This is a genomic window from Micromonospora sp. DT15 (assembly GCF_049841475.1).
Classification (GTDB): domain Bacteria; phylum Actinomycetota; class Actinomycetes; order Mycobacteriales; family Micromonosporaceae; genus Micromonospora.
In genome coordinates this window covers 295064-310543 of sequence record NZ_JBNCKJ010000003.1, presented here as the reverse complement: position 1 = coordinate 310543, position 15480 = coordinate 295064, and the positions used below count along the sequence as shown (strand labels likewise).

Here is a 15480-nt window from a genome sequence, read left to right as displayed (position 1 = left end):
CCGACGGGGGTCCCGGGCATCGGACGACACCGCGATGAAGGAGAACTCGATGAAGCGTTTGGCAGCACTGCTCGCATTGCTCGTGACCGTGCTCGCGGGCACGCTCGTCGCCGCCAGCCCTGCCCACGCTCGCAGTCAGCCGGAATGCGAGTCCTACGACGTCGTCAGCAACCAGGCCGGTTATCAGGTCGCCGCACCGGTCGGCAAGTACGGCGTCCTGCCGTGCTCGCTGGTCTGGGGCGACGGCGGACCGGGCACGGGCGCCCTCCAGGAGGCCCTGAACGACTGCTACCTCGCACCCGCCGGCAAGACGCTGCTCAGCGAGGACGCGGCGTTCGGCCAATTGACCTTCAACGCGCTGAAGTTCGCTCAGAGCAAGGCGGGCATCAGCGCGGACGGCCAGTTCGGGCCACAGTCACGCGCGTCCCTGAAGTTCCCCGCCTACCAGGGCGGAACCTACGGAACCCGTACCTGTGCCCGTCTCGGCCGTCCGCTGCCGTAACTGCCGCTGGGTAGACCCCGCCGGCGGTGACAACGCAAACGTTGTCACCGCCGGCTCAGCACGGTGCGATGTGCTGGTGGACGCTGATCCGTTGCTACGCCGGCTGCTACGCCGGCTTCGCGTTCCGGGGCCACTCCGCAGCCTCCGGGAGCAGGTCGAAGATGCGGTCCATGGAGTACGGCTGGTACGTCGTCTCGGACTCGGCGATCTTCTCCCAGTCCGAGTTGGTGAACTGGAACATCCACAGGGCGTCCAACTCGAAGTCACCGTGTCCTTCGGGAAGGTGTTCGAACTCCTGCTTCATGGCGTCGACATCGAGGCCCGCACTCGTCGTGTGGCTCACAAGGTGAGAGCGCGCTGCCTCGTCGAGCATCAGCAGCTCAGCGATGGTGTGTGGCACAGGCGTCACTCCCCTGGCCAGCAGGTCACACAGGTCGACGCAGGTCTGCGCGAGCCGAACAAAGAATTCTGGCGGCTGCGCGATCAACGAAGCCGGAAACGCGACCGCGGGACCTTCGATCCCCCACATGAGGCCATCTGCCTGATCAAGAAGGACCTCCGCCATACCGCACAACGACTCGTAGAGAGCAGCAGCCCAGCGAGGGCCGACGCTCCACGAGGGACATACGCAGACTTCTTCGTCGTCGTCCGAGCTCTCCATCAGGCAGCGGCACGATCCGCCGGGACGCTCACGAACCAGGTGGCGAGGAACTGCCGTTCATCGGTGACGTCGACGCGCTGTTGGGCTGCTTGGTCAAGCCCGGCTCGAGGTCTGCTGCGACGCTACGGAGCCGCCCCGCGCGGCCCAGACAACGACGGATTGCCGACATGCAACCCGCCGCTGTCCGGCTCGGGAAGGCCGCCACTGATCGGTCGTCACGTCGGGACGACCGTCAGACGGCGGTGCGGGACCACTGCTGGTTGGTGCCGGAGTTGCACGAATACTGCTTGATGACCACTCCGTCCGCGGTCGCCGCGGCCGGCACGTCCATGCACTTGTTGCTGTGCCGTGCCCGGAGCTGGAAGTAGGCGCCGTTGGTGACCATCTGGAACTGCTGGTTGGCCCCGGTGCCGCAGGTGTACTGGACGAGCTCGGCGCCGTCGGCGGTCGACGCGCTCACCACGTCGAGGCACTTTCCGCTGTGCCGGCTGACGATGCGCCAGTAGCCGCTGCCGGCGTCCTGGAACTGCCACTGCTGCCACGCGCCACCGCCGTACGTGTACTGGCCGACGCGGGCGCCGTTGGCGGTGTTCGGCTGCTGGACGTCCATGGCCTTGCCGCTGTGCCGCGCATCAACACGGTAGAACGTTCCCGTCGATGGTGGGGGCGTCGTCGGGCCATCGCCGACGGCGTCGCCCCACGCGTACCGGATGCGGTCGGCGCCCGAGGTGTTGCGGACCGTCAGGTTGAGGTCGGTGCCGCTGCCGCTCAGCGCGAACATCGAGTACCAGTCGTAGCCGATGGTGCCGGTCTTGCCACCGAGGGCGGGCCAGTAGGTGCCACCCATCTGGTTGTCGCGCATGACCTGGGCCATGGCGCGGATGTAGCGCACGAAGTTGTCGGTGCTGCCCGCGTCGGCGTAGTTGCGGCCGTCGTTCATGGGAGCGCCGAACTCGGTCGCTACCGCGCGGGAGGCGCAGTTGCCGAGGCGGGCCTGGATGTGGCTGCGGAAGGCGTCGTAGGTCATCGCGCCGTAGAAGAAGGCATAGTAATGGAAGGACAGCAGTGTCGAGGTGAAGCGGCTGTCGTTGCAGATGTCGCGCAGGTCCTGGCTGAAGCCGGTGCCGCCGATCAGCACCCGGCTGGGCACCGCCGAGTAGTGGTAGGTGAGCCAGTTCGCGGCGACGTCGCGCCACTCCGCCGAGCTGTAGCCGTGCGGCTCGTTCATCGGCTCGAAGTAGACGTTGGTGTTCGTGCCGTAGGTGTTGGTGACGGTGGACCACATTGCGTTCCACGCGGCGAGGTTCGTGATCCTGCCGCCGGAGGCGGCGCCGTCCTCCCAGTAGGCGAGGATGACCTTGAAGCCGCGGGCGGTGGCGGCGTCGATGGCGCCTCGGTACGCCTCCCACCAGGCCGTCCCCACCGTGTGGGTGTTGATGGGCAGTCGGACGGTGTTGACCCCCATGGTGGACGCCATGTCGTCGTACAGGGCGTTGGCCTTGGCCCGCACCGTCGCGTTGCTGTCGGACGCGCTCAGGCCCTGCACGACGAGGGGGACGGTTTTGAAGTTGTCACCCAACACGGCCCAGTTCATGCCGCGGAACTGGTTGGTGGCGGCGGTGGCCGGCGTCGACGCGACGGCGACCACGCCAACCATCGCCGTCAACGCGGCCACCAGGGCGGAGAGCACCCGTCGATGTAGTGCCACAGTCGAGACTCCTTGATCAGGGGCCAGCGTCAGCTGGTCACGCGGAAGGTGGCGTCGGCCCGGCTCTGCGCGTCGGAGACCGGGTCGAGTCGCAGCAGGTAGGCGTAGTGCCGGAGGTAGCGGTCCGGATGGCTGTACGACTGGAACGACGTCCACGAGGAGTTGGCGAGACCCGCGACCTGCCGGAAGGTGGCGTCGGCGGCGAAGGTGGCGGTGCCGTCGTTGGCCTCCAGTCGGAAGTCGTACCCGTAGTGGCGCAGGTAGTGGCCCGGGTAGTTGACCGACTGGATGGAGACGGTGCCGGAGCCGACGAGGCCGGGCACCAGCCGCCACTGGCCGTCCTGCGCCGGGCTGACGTTCGGGTCGATGCGGACGTCGTAGTCGTAGTGCCGCACGTACCGGTCCTGGAAGTTGTACGACTGGATCCGGTTGACAGCGGTAGCGGGCCAGCGGGCGAGCACCCGGCTCTGTTCGGCGGCGGTCAGATTGAGGATCGAACCATGCCGTTTCTTGGTGCCACCCATCGAGTACGAGCCGGATGCCGGCAGTCGGTAGCTGCCCGGGCTCGACGGATCGGTGGTCAGGATCGGCAGGTAGCCGCGTCCGCTGGAGTACTGGTCGAGGTAGAGGACCCACTCGTTGCGGGTGTTCACTTTCATCCACATCGGGCCCTCGACCTGCGCGCCGGTCAGCCCGATGCCGGAGAGGTTTCCGAGGCTGGTCCAGGTACCGAGGATCGAGTTGCTGCCTTCGATGCCGATCTGGCCGTCCCGGGAGGCCCGGACGTAGCGGTAGGCGCCGACGCCGGTTGGCACCTCGACGATCTGGGTGTCGATGATCTCCTGGTTTCCGGGCCGATCGATGTAGACCTGTGGCGTGGTGACACTACGGAAGTTCGTCGTCCGCGCGTAGTAGATGCGGTGCTTGGTCGCCCCGTTGAGCGGGACATTCGTCGCCCAGTAGAGGACGTAGTCATTGGTGGCGGGGTTCCAGATCGCCTCCGGCGCCCAGGCGTTGCGTCCGTCCGGGATCGCGCCGGCGACGTTCAGCAGCCAGGGCGTCGACCAGTTGACCAGATCGGTGGACTCCCACACGACGAGGTTGCGGCTGCCGTTGTTGATCGCGGCCGACCAGTCCTGGCCGCAGCCGATGCACAGGTCGGTGGCGATGATCCAGTACCGGTCGCCGTTCGGTGAGCGGACCAGGGCGGGGTCGCGCACGCCGCGGGTGCCGACGGTGGACCGCAGCACCAGCCCACCGTTGTTGAGGTCGTTCCAGCGGAGGCCATCGGTGCTGTGAGCGAGGTAGATCTGCTGGTCGGTCGACGACTCGCCGGTGAAGTGCGCCATCAGGTAGCCGACTGTCGGGTCCAGCGCGGCCGCCTCCTTCGGTGTCGCCGCCGACCAGGTGGTGAACAGCAGACAAGCGGCGACCATGACCGCGCAGAGCCGGGCGAGGACTCTCGACATGTGTCTCTCTCCTTAGCGCAGGGGCTAACCAGTCAGCTACAGGGCCGGTACGACGGGACGGATGGTGCCGTCGGTGTTGAACTCCATCCGGTCGATGGCGGTCTCACGGTTGGTGCCGTTGCCGGCCGGAACAGCGAACCGGTGGTAGGCGATGTACCAGGTGTCACTGCCGGGAGCCCGGACCACGGAGTGGTGGCCGGTGCCCCTGATGCCCAGGTCGAGGCGCTTCTGCAGCACCACGCCGCGCTTCGTCCACGGCCCGAGGGGTGAGGAGCCGGTGGCGTAGGCGACCCGGTAGTCCTCGCTGCGCGTGTCGTTCTCCGACCACATGAAGTAGTACAGACCGTTGCGCTTGAACACGAACGGCGCCTCGTTGTAGCCCGACGGGGTGATGACCCGCGCCTGCGCCGCGTCGAAGGAGACCATGTCGGCGTTCAACCGCGCCGCCCGCGCGACGCCCTGCCCCCAGTACAGGTAGGACCACCCGTCGTCGTCGGTGAATACCATGGGGTCGATCGTCTGCCCGCCGGAGAACTGGTCGCTGCGGATCAGCGGTCGGCGCAGGGCGTCCCGGAACGGCCCGGTGGGACTGTCGGCTACCGCCACGCCGAGCTGTTTGGCGGTGTTACCGCTGGCAGCGCCACCGCTGAAGTACAGGTAGTAGCGGCCGTTGGCGCTGGCCACCGCCGGCGCCCAGGCCGAATTGTCCGCCCAGGACACGTCCGGTCCGTGGTCGAGGATCACGCCGTGGTCGGTCCAGGTGACCAGGTCGGTGGAGGAGAACGCCTTGTAGTAGGTGCCGGCCCAGCTCGCGTAGCCGTCGGTGGTCGGGTACAGGTAGTAACGGCCGTTGAACACGGCGATGTGCGGGTCGGCGAAGAGGCCCGGGATCACCGGCCCCTTGGTGGTCCTGGGCGCCCACGGCGCGACGAGGCGGAAGGAGCTGTCCGCCCGGAAGGCGGCCGTGTCCTGGTAGGCGTCGAGCCAGAGGGCGAAGTCGCGGTGCCGGATCCGCCGGGTCGGGTAGTTGTACGAGGCGAGCGCCACCGAACCGCTGACCGAGCCCTCCACAGCGCAGAAGGTGGCGTCGGCCCGGAATGACGCGTCGCCGGTGTTCGGGTCGACCCGCAGCCGGTAGTCGCGGTGCCGCAGGAACAAGCCGGCCTTCGTCTGGAAGGAGTAGCAGGCCGGCGACGCCAGGCCGTTGACCACGGTGAGGGTGGCGTCGAGCTTGGTCTGGTTGGCGCTGCCGGAGGTCACCGGGTCGAGCTGTCCGAGGTAGTCGATGTGGCGTACGTACCGTCCGGCTTGGTTGACCGCCTCCAGCGAGACGGCGCCGGTCGGCAGTGTGGCGGCGTGCGCCGACCCGTCGGCCACCACCACGACAGCCGCGGCGGCCACGGCGGAGAGCACGAGGAGCGCACGTAGGCGGGTGGCGGATGCTGTCGGCAGCGATGCCGCTGTCCTGCGCCGTGGAACCACCGCCTCAGCCCCTCTCGCAAGGTCATCTATGTTAGCGTTAACACATCCGGCAGTGTCCGGTCCGAGGCCGGGAGGCCCTGGCGACGGGTTCGGAGTCTTCGCATGCGGTGCCTCTGGCCGCGTCGCGACACAGGCACAATGTGTTCGGTTCGTTAAGTTCGCGTTGCGGACAAGTGTTAGCGATCGCATCCACGAGTGTCAAGGCATCGATCGTCGTAGCTCCCCCGGCACCTGGCGAAGCCGGTTGTCACGCTCGACCCGCATCCTGAGCGCCGTGATCCCCGAGCACCTCACGCACCTGCATGAGCGCGAAGCCGAGCAGGTTGAGCCCTCGCCAACGGGCCGCGTCGCCGGCGGCCGGATCGTCGCGGTTCAGGCCGATACCCCAGATCCGGTCGAGAGGGCTGGCCTCCACCAGGACCCTCTGCCCGGTAGCCAGTAGAAATGCCCGGAGCGCCGGATTCTGGTCGAATTTCGCACGGTTGCCGGCCACCACGATCGCAAAGCGGTGTTCGCTCCAGGTCTGCTGATCGAAGCCCGCGACGCGTCCTCCCAACGCCTTGGCGGCATGGGGATGCGGCGCGGCAAGAATCTGTTCCGCCATCGCGCGGTCGCCGAACAGGGTGGCCTTGCGCCACATCATGTAATGCTCCGCGGTGGCGAATCGCCGCTTGTCGACTGTGAACGGGCTAGGCCACCACTGGCTCAGGCAACCTGATCCGACACCCCCGTCACGCTCGGGCTGGTGCCCCCAGAAGTACAGGAACCTGACCCGATGACCCTGCGCCTGCGCAGCGGCCAGATCCCCGACGCTACGAACGGATGCCAGCATGATGGCGAGTGTGCGGCACCGACGCTCCGCGTACCCCGCATTTTCGTCCGTGACGACCGGCTCCGCGCCGCCAGGCCGGCGCGCCCGGGTGGGCGGCGCACCGGGGACATCCGGAGCGCCGCGACTCGATTCCCCTCCGCCTGGACCGCCGGCGGTGGCCGACCAGCGGACACTATCGATTCGAGCCGACGCGACGCCGAACAACCGGTGACGAAGCATCGACAGACCGGGGTCGACCAGTCCTCGGATTACCATTCGGCCATGGACGACACCATCCGCGGCGTACGCATCAGACACGGTGGCCCGGCCGACGCACCTGCCGTACTGGACATGCTCGACTCCGCGGTGGTCTGGATGAACGACCGCGGCAACACCGAGCAGTGGGGCACGGCGTCGTTCTCGGAGAAGCCCGAGAGGGTCGAACAGGTCGACCGGTACCTGACCGAGAGCCTCCCGTACATCGCGGAGGTGGACGGGACGCCGGCCGCAGCCCTCGTGTTGGATTCGGGGCCCGACCCCCGGGTACCGATCTCGCCTGCGGCAGAACCGGAGCGGTTCGTCCGCCTCCTGGTCTCCGACCGACGATTCGCCGGCCGGAAACTCGGGTCGGCCCTGTTGGCGCACGCCGTCGAGGAAACCCGGCAAGCCGGCGTGCGACTGCTACGGGTCGACTGCTGGGCGGGCGGCGGTGGCGAGTTGGTGGCGTACTACGAGCGCCACGGGTTCACTCCCACCGAAACCTTCCTGGTTGGATCCTGGCCGGGGCAGGTGCTGGCCCAACGGGTCGACTGAGCCGCGCGCCCTCTGCCAGCGGGGGTGGGGCTGGGGCCATCGGAGCGATATTCGGGCGTCTCGCCGGGCTGCGTCCACTAGCGTCCCGCCTCATGGCGAACACCACGGTACGCACTGAACGCCTTGAGCTTCGCCCGGTGCGGGACGAGGACATCGACCGGATCCTGGAGTACCGCAACCTGCCGCAGGTCACACGCTGGCTACTCCGCACGCAGGTCGACCCCGCGTCCTTCCGCGCGGCATGGCGACGCGCGGCCGCGAACCCCGACGACCACAGCATGGCGGCCACCCTCGACGGCGTGGTGATCGGCACCGTCTCACTCGACGTCGTCGACGGCATGGGTCAACCCGGCATGCCACCACGGACCGAGGCCCACCTGGGCTACATCTTCGATCCGGCCTACGGCGGAAACGGGTACGCGACCGAGGCCGTGACCGCTGTGGTGGCGTACGCATTCGACCGGCTGGGCGTTCGGAGAATCACCGCCGGTTGCTTCGCGGAAAACCTCGCCTCGGTGCGAATCCTCGAGAAGGTCGGCATGCGTCGTGAACAGCACGGCGTCGGCGATTCCTGGCACGCCGAACTGGGCTGGGTCGACGGCTACACCTACGCCCTCATCGCCGAGGCACGGCATCGAGAGGGACCACCGCCGGAGCAGCCGGCCGCGTCCATGCCGGTGCCGCGAGCGCGGTGAACCTACCGCGTCACGGTGGGACGACCAGCGTGCCGGCGGCGGCGAGGGGAGGCTAGCCGCTGGTGGACTCCAGCTGATCGAAGGCCAGGCTCCACCACGACTTCGGATCGGCGAACGCGGACGAGTCCACGCCCATCAGTTCCTCGCGGATGGCGGCGGCGCGGGCCGCGCGGGCCCGACCGCCCGGGTCCGTGGCGATGAGCCCTCCGAGCCGGTAGAGGAACTCGACGAACGCGGCGAAGGTCGCGTTGACCGCTTCGAAGTTGGGGGTCTCCAGGTCCAGCAACACGACGGCGCCGGTCAGCGCGTCGAGGCAGAAGAGCAGCTGCGGGTCCTCGGGCGAGCTGCCGAGGACGATGTAGATGCGCGGGCTGGCCTCGCCGATCTCGATCTTCAGCTTGGAGAACAACTCGATGCCGGACACGTCGACGTCGACGGTGAACAGGATCGGCACGTCGACCGGGATGGCCCCGAACGGCGGGAAGACCTCTGGCGTCAGCGGGCCGAGGACGTCGTCGAACCGGTCGACCGGGAAGTAGATCATCCCATCGGCGCCCCAGAGCGCCGTGAGGTCCTCATGTGTCGCGGTCAATCGTCCGCCTCCTCGTCATCGTCACCGGGCGTGGTGAGACCGTGCTCGTCGAGGAAGCCCCACCACTCGTCGTCGTCGAAGCCGATCTCGCCGTAACCGGCGCCGAAGACGTAGTAGGCGAGGAACGAGTCGAGGTCCGGCGCGACGTCGAGGAACATCTCACGCATGAACCACTCGTCGGTGGTCTCCGCCGGGAAGTACCAGACCGCACCGGTGTCGCGTCGCATCAGCAGCGGCTCGTCGCTCAGTGTGCCGATGACCAGCCACTCGGCGGGTTCGTCGGCGACGCCGGTGAACTCGGGCATTTGCTCGAGGTAGTACTGGATGTCGTCGAGATCCGCGACCGCGGGCAGGTCGAACGCGCCGGCCAGGATGCCGTTGGCGGTCTCCAGCAGCTCCCGGACCGGCTGCGGCAGCTCGGCGGGAATCTGGTCGGCCGGAGCGCCCTCATTGATCTGTGCCCACGCCAGCGTCGCCGGCTGGTCCGCTTCCAGGTCGGTACGCAGCTCCGCGATGAGCTCCCGCAGCTCGGGATTCAATCCACTACCTCTATTCGGATCGGTGTGCCGTCGGGCAGGTTCTTGATCTGCTGCCAGATTTGCCCGCCGACATCCCAGTTTGTCTGACCGTGCAGGAGCTTCAGATTACTAACGTCGTCGGCGCCGCCAAGTTGCAGCTCCCACACATGGTCGGGCTGCTGCTTGCGGAGCCGGGCGGCGAGGGCGTTCGCCATCTTCTTGTCGTGGGGCCAGTACTTGTCGAAGATCTTCTGCCGAATGCGCTTCTTGTAGTCGGCCGTGATCTTCTTGTCTCGACCGACCGGGTTCGCCTGCTTGAACAGCTTGCCCTCGTCGCTGAGCTTCTTCAGCGCGTTCATCTTGCGGTCGAACTGTCCGCGCGCGTGGAACGGCTTGCGCTGCACCTTGATCGTGACCTCGGGCAGGCTGTTGTTGCGCACCACCGGCTTCGCGGCGGCCTTCTTCACCGCCGCCCGGACGCCCTTGCCGACCTTCGGCTTGGCCGCGCCGCCGCGTTTCTTCGAACTCTTCGGCGCCCTGCTAGGCATCCAGGAGCTCCTGGATCACCTGGTCGATCAACAGGCCCACGATCTCCCGCGTGATCATCTGGAAGATCGGAACCTCGGCCAGCGATGCGCCGAACGTGACGACGGCTGTGGCGATCGCCTGCGCCACGGCGAAAGCGAGGATCGCCAGCTGCACGATCACCTGGATCTTCAGCGCGAGCACGATCGCAGCCGCGATGATCAGGCCGGTGCCGATCAGCATCGCGGCCTGGGAGTAGTCCGAGAGGGTTCCGGGACCGCTCTCCGGGTTGGCCCACCACTTCTGGAACGCCTGCATCGACTCGCCCTGGTGCTGCGACCAGATCGCCGCCGCAGCCGTTCCGGCCTGCCCGGAGGCCTCGGCGACCGTGCCGGAGAAGTCCAACCAGGCCTGGCCCATCTCGAACAGCTTCTCCTCGTCGGCCTCAGGCCAGGTGTAGCCGATCCAGCTGAGTGCCGTGATCAGCTCGCCGGGCAGTTGGAGCCCCATGCCGTCACCCCAGCATTCCCTGGATGTCCCGCAGCGCGCCCACGGAGGCTTCCTCGACCGACTCGTAGTTGTCGGCCATCTTGGTCAGGTCGCTACCGGCCGAGCCGATCTCCTCGGCGGCGACGCCGATGCAGTCCAGGACCCAGGTGGACGCCTCCGTGTACGCGATGCCGATGAGCGAGCCGATGTCGTCGGCGCCCCACGGCTCGCCGTACCCCTGCATCTGCGCCTCGAAGCTCTCCAGCTGGCCGATGAAGCGTTCGGCGGCGCCGATGACCTCGTCGCCGCCGGACCGCAGCAGCGCCGGATCGACCTCGAAGCCGTTCACCGGGTGCCTCCTCGGGCCATCCGCTCCTGCGCGTCGGTGAGCGCCTGGAGGAACGCACCGAGCCGCGGCACGGCAGTGTCACGAACCTGCTCCAGCTGCTCGGTGAGCTGCGACAGGTCGCCGGAGGCCACGGCTGGGCCGCCGCGCATCGAGTCGATCGCCGCGTTCACGGCCTCGATCACGTGGTCGCAGACCTCGGCCGAGCCGAGCCGCATCATCCGTGGGTCCAGCGTCAGCGACTCCAACCGGCCATCAGCGCCGAACTCGGCGCGGACCTGCCCCTCGGCGGACTCACCGACCCGACGCAGGCGCGCGGCCTCCTCGTCCTCCGGCGCAGTGCCGGCGGCGCGCAACGCGCCGACCGTCGCGTCCAGCATGCGAGCGAACTCCCCGCTCGCCGGCTCATTCACCGACATGCGCCCTCCATCGATCGCCTCCAAGACAGTGGAAAGCGTAGTCAGATCCGGCAAATCGTGTAGTCCCGCGAGGCGGTGCCGCCCGACGTGCTCGTGCTGACCGAGACCGCGCTGGCGGCGGTGGGCCACCGGAGAGCGAAACGTTGTCTCAGGCTGTCGCCAGGCGGACCATGAACTGGCAGCCGTCGGGGGTGTTGCGCACCTCGACCCGACCGCCGTGCGCCTCCACCAGGCCATGGACGATAGCCAGGCCGAGCCCTCCGGACGCCCCACCGTCGCCCGGGCCGGGCGTGCGGGCCGGTTCACCACGGAACGCGATGTCGAACAGGCGGGGAAGGTCGGCCGGCGGAATGCCGCCACAGGTGTCGGCGACCGACAGCCAGGCGTGGTCGTCCTCCCGGCCGGCTTCGATGCGTACGGTGCCGTCCTCCGGGGTGTAGCGGACCGCGTTGAGCAGCAGGTTGGCCACGACCCGGGCCAACTCCGGTTCGCTCGCGGCAACCGTGGGCCACCCCGACTCGCTGGCGATCAGCTTGATCCGGCGAGCGTCGGCCAACGGGGTCGTGCTGGCCAACGCGTCCGAGACCACCTCTCCGAGCGGCACCGCCGTCAACGACAACCGCAACGCTCCCGCGTTGATCCGGGACAGCTCGAACAGGTCGTCGACGAGTCGCGTCATCCGGTCGGTCTCCAGTCGGATGCGTCGGTGGTACTCGTCGACAGTGTCCGGATCACGAACCACCCGGTCCTCCAGCGCCTCCGCCATGGCCCTCAGCCCGGCGAGCGGGGTCCGCAGGTCGTGGGAGACCCAGGCGACCAGGTCGCGCCGGCCCTTCTCCAGTTGCCGTTCCCGCTCCCGGGCCTGGTCGCGCCAGACCGCGGCGCGGGCCAGTCGCCGGCCGAAGTGCCCGCCGACGGCGAGGCTGACCACCGCTGCCGCCGCGACGGTGATCAGGACCACCTCAAGGTCGTGCGCGGAGAGGAACATCGCTTCCGCGACCGCCATCACCCCGACGGCGACGGCGACCACAGTGGTGGTGAGCAGCACGTTGAGGTGCACGGTGATCGAGCGGCGTCGCAGGGCGCGGAGCAGAAGCGCACCGGCGAGCCCGATGCCGAGTGCCGCGCCGAGGGCGATCGCGAAGATCAGGACGATGTCACGCACTGGCTGGCTCGTACCGGTAGCCGACGCCCCAGACGGTCACGATCCGCTGCGGATCGGCGGGGTTGGCCTCGATCTTCTCCCGCAGCCGGCGTACGTGCACCGTCACTGTGGAGTGGTCCCCGAAGTTCCAGCCCCAGACCTGCTCAAGAAGTTCGGCCCGGCCGAAGACCCGGGAGGGATGCCGCATGAGGTGGACGAGCAGGTCGAATTCGCGCAATGTCAGGGCCAGATCGGCACCGGCGAGGCCTGCGGTTCGGGAGGCCGTGTGCACCACCAGGTTGCCGTCGGTGAGCGCCTCCGGCCGCTCTGGTGGAATCCCACCGCCGGCGCGACGAAGCACCGAACGGACCCGCAGCACCAGTTCCCGGGGCGAGAAGGGCTTCGTCAGGTAGTCGTCCGCGCCGAGTTGCAGCCCGAGGATCCGGTCGGCTTCGTCGCCGCGCGCGGTGAGCATGACGATCGGTACGCCGTCCGGCCGTACCCGCAGCGCCCGACACACCTCCAGGCCACTGATCAACGGCAGCATCAGGTCGAGCACGACCAGGTCTGGCGCCTGCCGCTCCACGGCCGCCAGTGCCGCCGCACCGTCCGCCGCGAGGCTCACCTGGAAGCCGTCGTTCTCAAGGTAACGACGGATGACGTCGCTCACGGTCTGATCGTCGTCGACCACCAGCACGCGCTGCGTCACAGGCCTTCCCCGTTCCGCCCCGTCAACGTCTCCCCCAGATGTCCATCGGCCCAGCCTAGCCACGCGGCAGACTCCGCCCGGACCAGCAAACCTTGCGAGGTTCTTACGGCTGGACGCGCAAACCCGCCCTGGCGTCCGTGGGGTCATACGGTGACCGGAATGCGGATCCTTGTCACCGGTGCGGCCGGGTTCATCGGCTCACACATCGCCGACCTGCTCAGCGACGACGGGCACGAGGTGGTGGCCGTTGACGCGCTCCTGCCCGAGGCGCACGCTGCGACGGCGCCGCCCTGGACCCAGCGGCACGACCTGGTGGTCGGCGACGTCCGCGACAACGAACTGCTGACCCGGCTCCTGACCGGGGTCGACGCGGTCTGCCATCAGGCAGCCATGGTCGGCCATGGCCTCGACCCCGCCGACGCCCCCCGGTACGCCGCGCACAACGACCTCGGCACGGCCACAGTCCTCGCGGCGATGCACACGGCCGGGGTGCGCCGACTGGTGCTGGCCAGCTCGATGGTGGTCTACGGCGAGGGCCGCTACCACTGCCCCACCCACGGCATCGTCCGGCCTGCCGACCGCCGGGTGGTCGACCTGGCCGAGGGCCGGTACGAGCCGACCTGCCCTCGCTGCGATCAGGCGCTCTCCCCCGGTCTCGTGCCCGAGGACGCGCCGCTGGAGCCGCACAGCACGTACGCCGCCACCAAGCTGGCCCAGGAACACCTCGCCAATGCCTGGGCCCGGCAGACCGGCGGATCGGTCTGGGCCCTGCGCTATCACAACGTCTACGGTCCGCGAATGCCCCGCGACACCCCGTATTCGGGGGTCGCGTCGATCTTCCGCTCGGCCCTGGCCGCCGGACGACCGCCCCGGGTGCTGGAGGACGGCCGGCAACGGCGCGACTTCGTGCACGTGACCGACGTGGCCGCGGCCAATCTGCTGGCCCTCACGACACCGGCACCGGATCCCCTGACCCCGATCAACGTCTGCTCGGGCGAACCGCACACCGTCGGCGAGTTGGCCCACGAGCTGGCGTCGGCGATGGGCGGGCCAGCGCCGGTCACGGTCGGGGGCGGACGGGCGGCTGACGTACGGCACGTCGTGGCCGATCCGGCGCGCGCCGTCCGGGTGCTTGGTTTCACCGCCCGGGTCGGCTTCGCCGCTGGCGTCGCCGACTTCACCAACGCGGTGATGCGGGATCCGGCATCGGTCACGACACGGTCCACAGCAGGTGGTTGACGGCGAGAGCCGTGGCGGCCTGGGCGGCCAACCACCACCGTCGGTGACCGTGGGGCAGGTGCGCGGTGGCGACCAGCAGCCAGACGGCGAACGGTAGCCAGATCCGTTCGACCTCGGCCTTGCTGAGCCCGGACAGGTCCGCCGCGAGCACCGCCGCCGTCGCCGCGACGGGCAACCACACTGTGGGTCCGGCGCTGGCGATCCGCTGCCGGAGTGTCGTGGCGAGCGGTGGGTGCGGTGCGTGGATCGACACGGCGGCCACCGCCCGCCGCAGCGCCGGCCCGACCACCGGGCCGGCCGAGAGCAGCAGGGCCGCGAGATTCGCCCAGACCCAGTAACCGTACGGACGCTCCGCCGCCCAACCCTGGTAGTAGCGACGCGCCACCAGGTGGTAGCCGTCCAGCCACCAGAAGCCGGCGAGGGTGAACACGGCGACGACGCCCGCGACCGCCGTCGCCGCGACCAGGAGCACTCCGAGTCGGTCCCGCGCCCGGAGCAGCACCGTCAACGCGAGCAGCCCGACCAGGACGAACCCGTACGACAGGTAGAGCGCGAAGCCGAGGAGCAACCCGCCCAGTGCGGCACCTGGTCGACCACCCGCCGCCAGCAGCGCCAACCCGGCCGCGACCACCGCGGCGAAGATCCCGTCCGCGGACGCGCCCACCCAGACCGCCCCCGGCAGGAGCACCAGGAACGGCCACACCGCCCGCGCCGCGTCCTCGACGCCGAGTGCCCGCAGCGTCACCGGAACCGACACCGACACCGTGGCACCGAGCAGCACGCAGGCGAGCCCGGCGGCGGTCCCGCCGCCCAGGCCGATCCGCTCCAGCCAGACGAAGAACAGCAACGCCCCCGGTGGATGAGCGGCAGCGTGGGTGGACCACGAGTCGGGCTGGAAGTCGAGAATGCGGTCGGCGAAACCGGACAGCATGATGCCGACGTCCGTCACCCGGGGCACCTCGTGCAGGTACTCGGCCTGCACTGTGAGCCGCTCGGTCAACCCCGCGGACCAGCCGTCCACAAGGGCCAGCGACAGCGTCCAGAGCAGCGAGGCGAAATAGCCGACCGCCAGCAGCCGCGGCCACGACGTGTCGGTCGCCCAGCGCACGCCCCGCCAGACGAACAGCGCCGCGACGAGCAACGCGGCGGGGGTACCGGGGCCCAGATGGGGCTGCCAACTCGCGTAGAGCGGTGCCGCGTCGGCGTGCAGCCGTACGCCCTGATGGTTGAGCAGGGCGCCGACGGCGACAGCGACGGCGAGCACTGCCACCTCGACGCCGAGGACGATCAGGTCGGCGGACCGGGTTCGTCCCGGGCGGGTCATCATGGTCATGGTGACGGCCGACCTTACGGCCTCC

General features: G+C 69.0%; 18 protein-coding genes. 4 read left to right on the top strand and 14 right to left on the bottom strand.

What is annotated here, in order from left to right; translation table 11 throughout:
* Window positions 1–34: 34 nt before the first annotated feature.
* The gene (locus ACLQ3F_RS08990) at window positions 35–502 is read left to right on the top strand and encodes a peptidoglycan-binding domain-containing protein (protein ID WP_357208116.1); all 468 of its coding nucleotides are present in this window, start codon (window positions 35–37) and stop codon (window positions 500–502) included.
* Window positions 503–608: 106 nt separating this feature from the next.
* Here the strand turns inward: ACLQ3F_RS08990 and ACLQ3F_RS08985 are convergent, their stop codons facing one another.
* The 5 genes from ACLQ3F_RS08985 to ACLQ3F_RS08965 form a co-directional block, all read right to left on the bottom strand.
* Window positions 609–902: a hypothetical protein gene (locus ACLQ3F_RS08985; protein WP_425847746.1), complete on the bottom strand. Its 294-nt coding sequence runs from the start codon at window positions 900–902 to the stop codon at window positions 609–611.
* A 493-nt stretch (window positions 903–1395) separates the two neighbouring features.
* A complete protein-coding gene (locus ACLQ3F_RS08980) occupies window positions 1396–2871 on the bottom strand; it encodes an RICIN domain-containing protein (RefSeq protein WP_425847743.1) in 1476 nt (491 codons plus the stop codon).
* Between the two features lie 29 nt (window positions 2872–2900).
* Window positions 2901–4340, bottom strand: coding sequence for a glycoside hydrolase family 43 protein (locus tag ACLQ3F_RS08975; protein WP_425847742.1), 1440 nt, complete (start codon window positions 4338–4340; stop codon window positions 2901–2903).
* Between the two features lie 36 nt (window positions 4341–4376).
* Window positions 4377–5753: a family 43 glycosylhydrolase gene (locus ACLQ3F_RS08970; RefSeq protein WP_425847740.1), complete on the bottom strand. Its 1377-nt coding sequence runs from the start codon at window positions 5751–5753 to the stop codon at window positions 4377–4379.
* A gap of 316 nt (window positions 5754–6069) precedes the next feature.
* Window positions 6070–6654 carry an NADAR family protein gene (locus tag ACLQ3F_RS08965; RefSeq protein WP_425847739.1) on the bottom strand — a complete coding sequence of 195 codons (585 nt, stop codon included), beginning with the start codon at window positions 6652–6654 and terminating at the stop codon, window positions 6070–6072.
* A gap of 261 nt (window positions 6655–6915) precedes the next feature.
* On the opposite strand from ACLQ3F_RS08965, the gene ACLQ3F_RS08960 reads away from it, so the two are divergent.
* Both ACLQ3F_RS08960 and ACLQ3F_RS08955 read left to right on the top strand, forming a co-directional pair.
* On the top strand, window positions 6916–7446 hold the full coding sequence (locus ACLQ3F_RS08960; RefSeq protein ID WP_425847738.1) for a GNAT family N-acetyltransferase: 531 nt from the start codon (window positions 6916–6918) through the stop codon (window positions 7444–7446).
* 92 nt (window positions 7447–7538) lie between these two features.
* Complete coding sequence (locus tag ACLQ3F_RS08955; protein WP_425847737.1) at window positions 7539–8141, top strand: GNAT family N-acetyltransferase; 603 nt, start codon at window positions 7539–7541, stop codon at window positions 8139–8141.
* Window positions 8142–8193: 52 nt separating this feature from the next.
* On the opposite strand, the gene ACLQ3F_RS08950 is transcribed toward ACLQ3F_RS08955, so the two are convergent.
* The 8 genes from ACLQ3F_RS08950 to ACLQ3F_RS08915 form a co-directional block, all read right to left on the bottom strand.
* Window positions 8194–8733, bottom strand: coding sequence for an SUKH-4 family immunity protein (locus tag ACLQ3F_RS08950; RefSeq protein ID WP_425847734.1), 540 nt, complete (start codon window positions 8731–8733; stop codon window positions 8194–8196).
* Window positions 8730–9272 carry an SUKH-4 family immunity protein gene (locus tag ACLQ3F_RS08945; RefSeq protein WP_357197330.1) on the bottom strand — a complete coding sequence of 181 codons (543 nt, stop codon included), beginning with the start codon at window positions 9270–9272 and terminating at the stop codon, window positions 8730–8732. Before ACLQ3F_RS08945 ends, ACLQ3F_RS08950 begins: the two co-directional genes overlap by 4 nt.
* Window positions 9269–9799, bottom strand: a complete 531-nt coding sequence (locus tag ACLQ3F_RS08940) for an endonuclease (RefSeq protein ID WP_425847730.1) — start codon at window positions 9797–9799, stop codon at window positions 9269–9271. Before ACLQ3F_RS08940 ends, ACLQ3F_RS08945 begins: the two co-directional genes overlap by 4 nt.
* On the bottom strand, window positions 9792–10286 hold the full coding sequence (locus tag ACLQ3F_RS08935) for a hypothetical protein (protein WP_355006354.1): 495 nt from the start codon (window positions 10284–10286) through the stop codon (window positions 9792–9794). Before ACLQ3F_RS08935 ends, ACLQ3F_RS08940 begins: the two co-directional genes overlap by 8 nt.
* Before the next feature lie 4 nt (window positions 10287–10290).
* Entirely contained in the window at window positions 10291–10614 is a 324-nt protein-coding gene (locus ACLQ3F_RS08930) for a hypothetical protein (RefSeq protein WP_357197324.1), read from the bottom strand.
* Complete coding sequence (locus ACLQ3F_RS08925) at window positions 10611–11030, bottom strand: YbaB/EbfC family nucleoid-associated protein (RefSeq protein WP_357197320.1); 420 nt, start codon at window positions 11028–11030, stop codon at window positions 10611–10613. Before ACLQ3F_RS08925 ends, ACLQ3F_RS08930 begins: the two co-directional genes overlap by 4 nt.
* Before the next feature lie 148 nt (window positions 11031–11178).
* The gene (locus ACLQ3F_RS08920; RefSeq protein WP_425847727.1) at window positions 11179–12195 is read right to left on the bottom strand and encodes a sensor histidine kinase; all 1017 of its coding nucleotides are present in this window, start codon (window positions 12193–12195) and stop codon (window positions 11179–11181) included.
* Complete coding sequence (locus ACLQ3F_RS08915; RefSeq protein ID WP_357228194.1) at window positions 12188–12883, bottom strand: response regulator transcription factor; 696 nt, start codon at window positions 12881–12883, stop codon at window positions 12188–12190. The genes ACLQ3F_RS08920 and ACLQ3F_RS08915 overlap by 8 nt, the downstream gene beginning before the upstream one ends.
* Window positions 12884–13042: 159 nt before the next feature.
* On the opposite strand from ACLQ3F_RS08915, the gene ACLQ3F_RS08910 reads away from it, so the two are divergent.
* Window positions 13043–14122 carry an NAD-dependent epimerase/dehydratase family protein gene (locus ACLQ3F_RS08910; RefSeq protein ID WP_425847725.1) on the top strand — a complete coding sequence of 360 codons (1080 nt, stop codon included), beginning with the start codon at window positions 13043–13045 and terminating at the stop codon, window positions 14120–14122.
* On the opposite strand, the gene ACLQ3F_RS08905 is transcribed toward ACLQ3F_RS08910, so the two are convergent.
* Complete coding sequence (locus tag ACLQ3F_RS08905; protein WP_425847722.1) at window positions 14094–15455, bottom strand: hypothetical protein; 1362 nt, start codon at window positions 15453–15455, stop codon at window positions 14094–14096. The genes ACLQ3F_RS08910 and ACLQ3F_RS08905 overlap by 29 nt on opposite strands.
* Window positions 15456–15480: the final 25 nt, after the last annotated feature.

What these genes read in the sequence shown, in the direction of transcription:
- ACLQ3F_RS08935 (WP_355006354.1), bottom strand. Translation starts at nt 10,286, where the DNA reads ATGGGGCTCCAACTGCCCGGCGAGCTGATCACGGCACTCAGCTGGATC.
- ACLQ3F_RS08940 (WP_425847730.1), bottom strand. Translation starts at nt 9,799, where the DNA reads ATGCCTAGCAGGGCGCCGAAGAGTTCGAAGAAACGCGGCGGCGCGGCC.
- ACLQ3F_RS08925 (WP_357197320.1), bottom strand. Translation starts at nt 11,030, where the DNA reads ATGTCGGTGAATGAGCCGGCGAGCGGGGAGTTCGCTCGCATGCTGGAC.
- ACLQ3F_RS08910 (WP_425847725.1), top strand. Translation starts at nt 13,043, where the DNA reads ATGCGGATCCTTGTCACCGGTGCGGCCGGGTTCATCGGCTCACACATC.
- ACLQ3F_RS08955 (WP_425847737.1), top strand. Translation starts at nt 7,539, where the DNA reads ATGGCGAACACCACGGTACGCACTGAACGCCTTGAGCTTCGCCCGGTG.
- ACLQ3F_RS08975 (WP_425847742.1), bottom strand. Translation starts at nt 4,340, where the DNA reads ATGTCGAGAGTCCTCGCCCGGCTCTGCGCGGTCATGGTCGCCGCTTGT.
- ACLQ3F_RS08965 (WP_425847739.1), bottom strand. Translation starts at nt 6,654, where the DNA reads ATGCTGGCATCCGTTCGTAGCGTCGGGGATCTGGCCGCTGCGCAGGCG.
- ACLQ3F_RS08905 (WP_425847722.1), bottom strand. Translation starts at nt 15,455, where the DNA reads ATGACCATGATGACCCGCCCGGGACGAACCCGGTCCGCCGACCTGATC.
- ACLQ3F_RS08990 (WP_357208116.1), top strand. Translation starts at nt 35, where the DNA reads ATGAAGGAGAACTCGATGAAGCGTTTGGCAGCACTGCTCGCATTGCTC.
- ACLQ3F_RS08960 (WP_425847738.1), top strand. Translation starts at nt 6,916, where the DNA reads ATGGACGACACCATCCGCGGCGTACGCATCAGACACGGTGGCCCGGCC.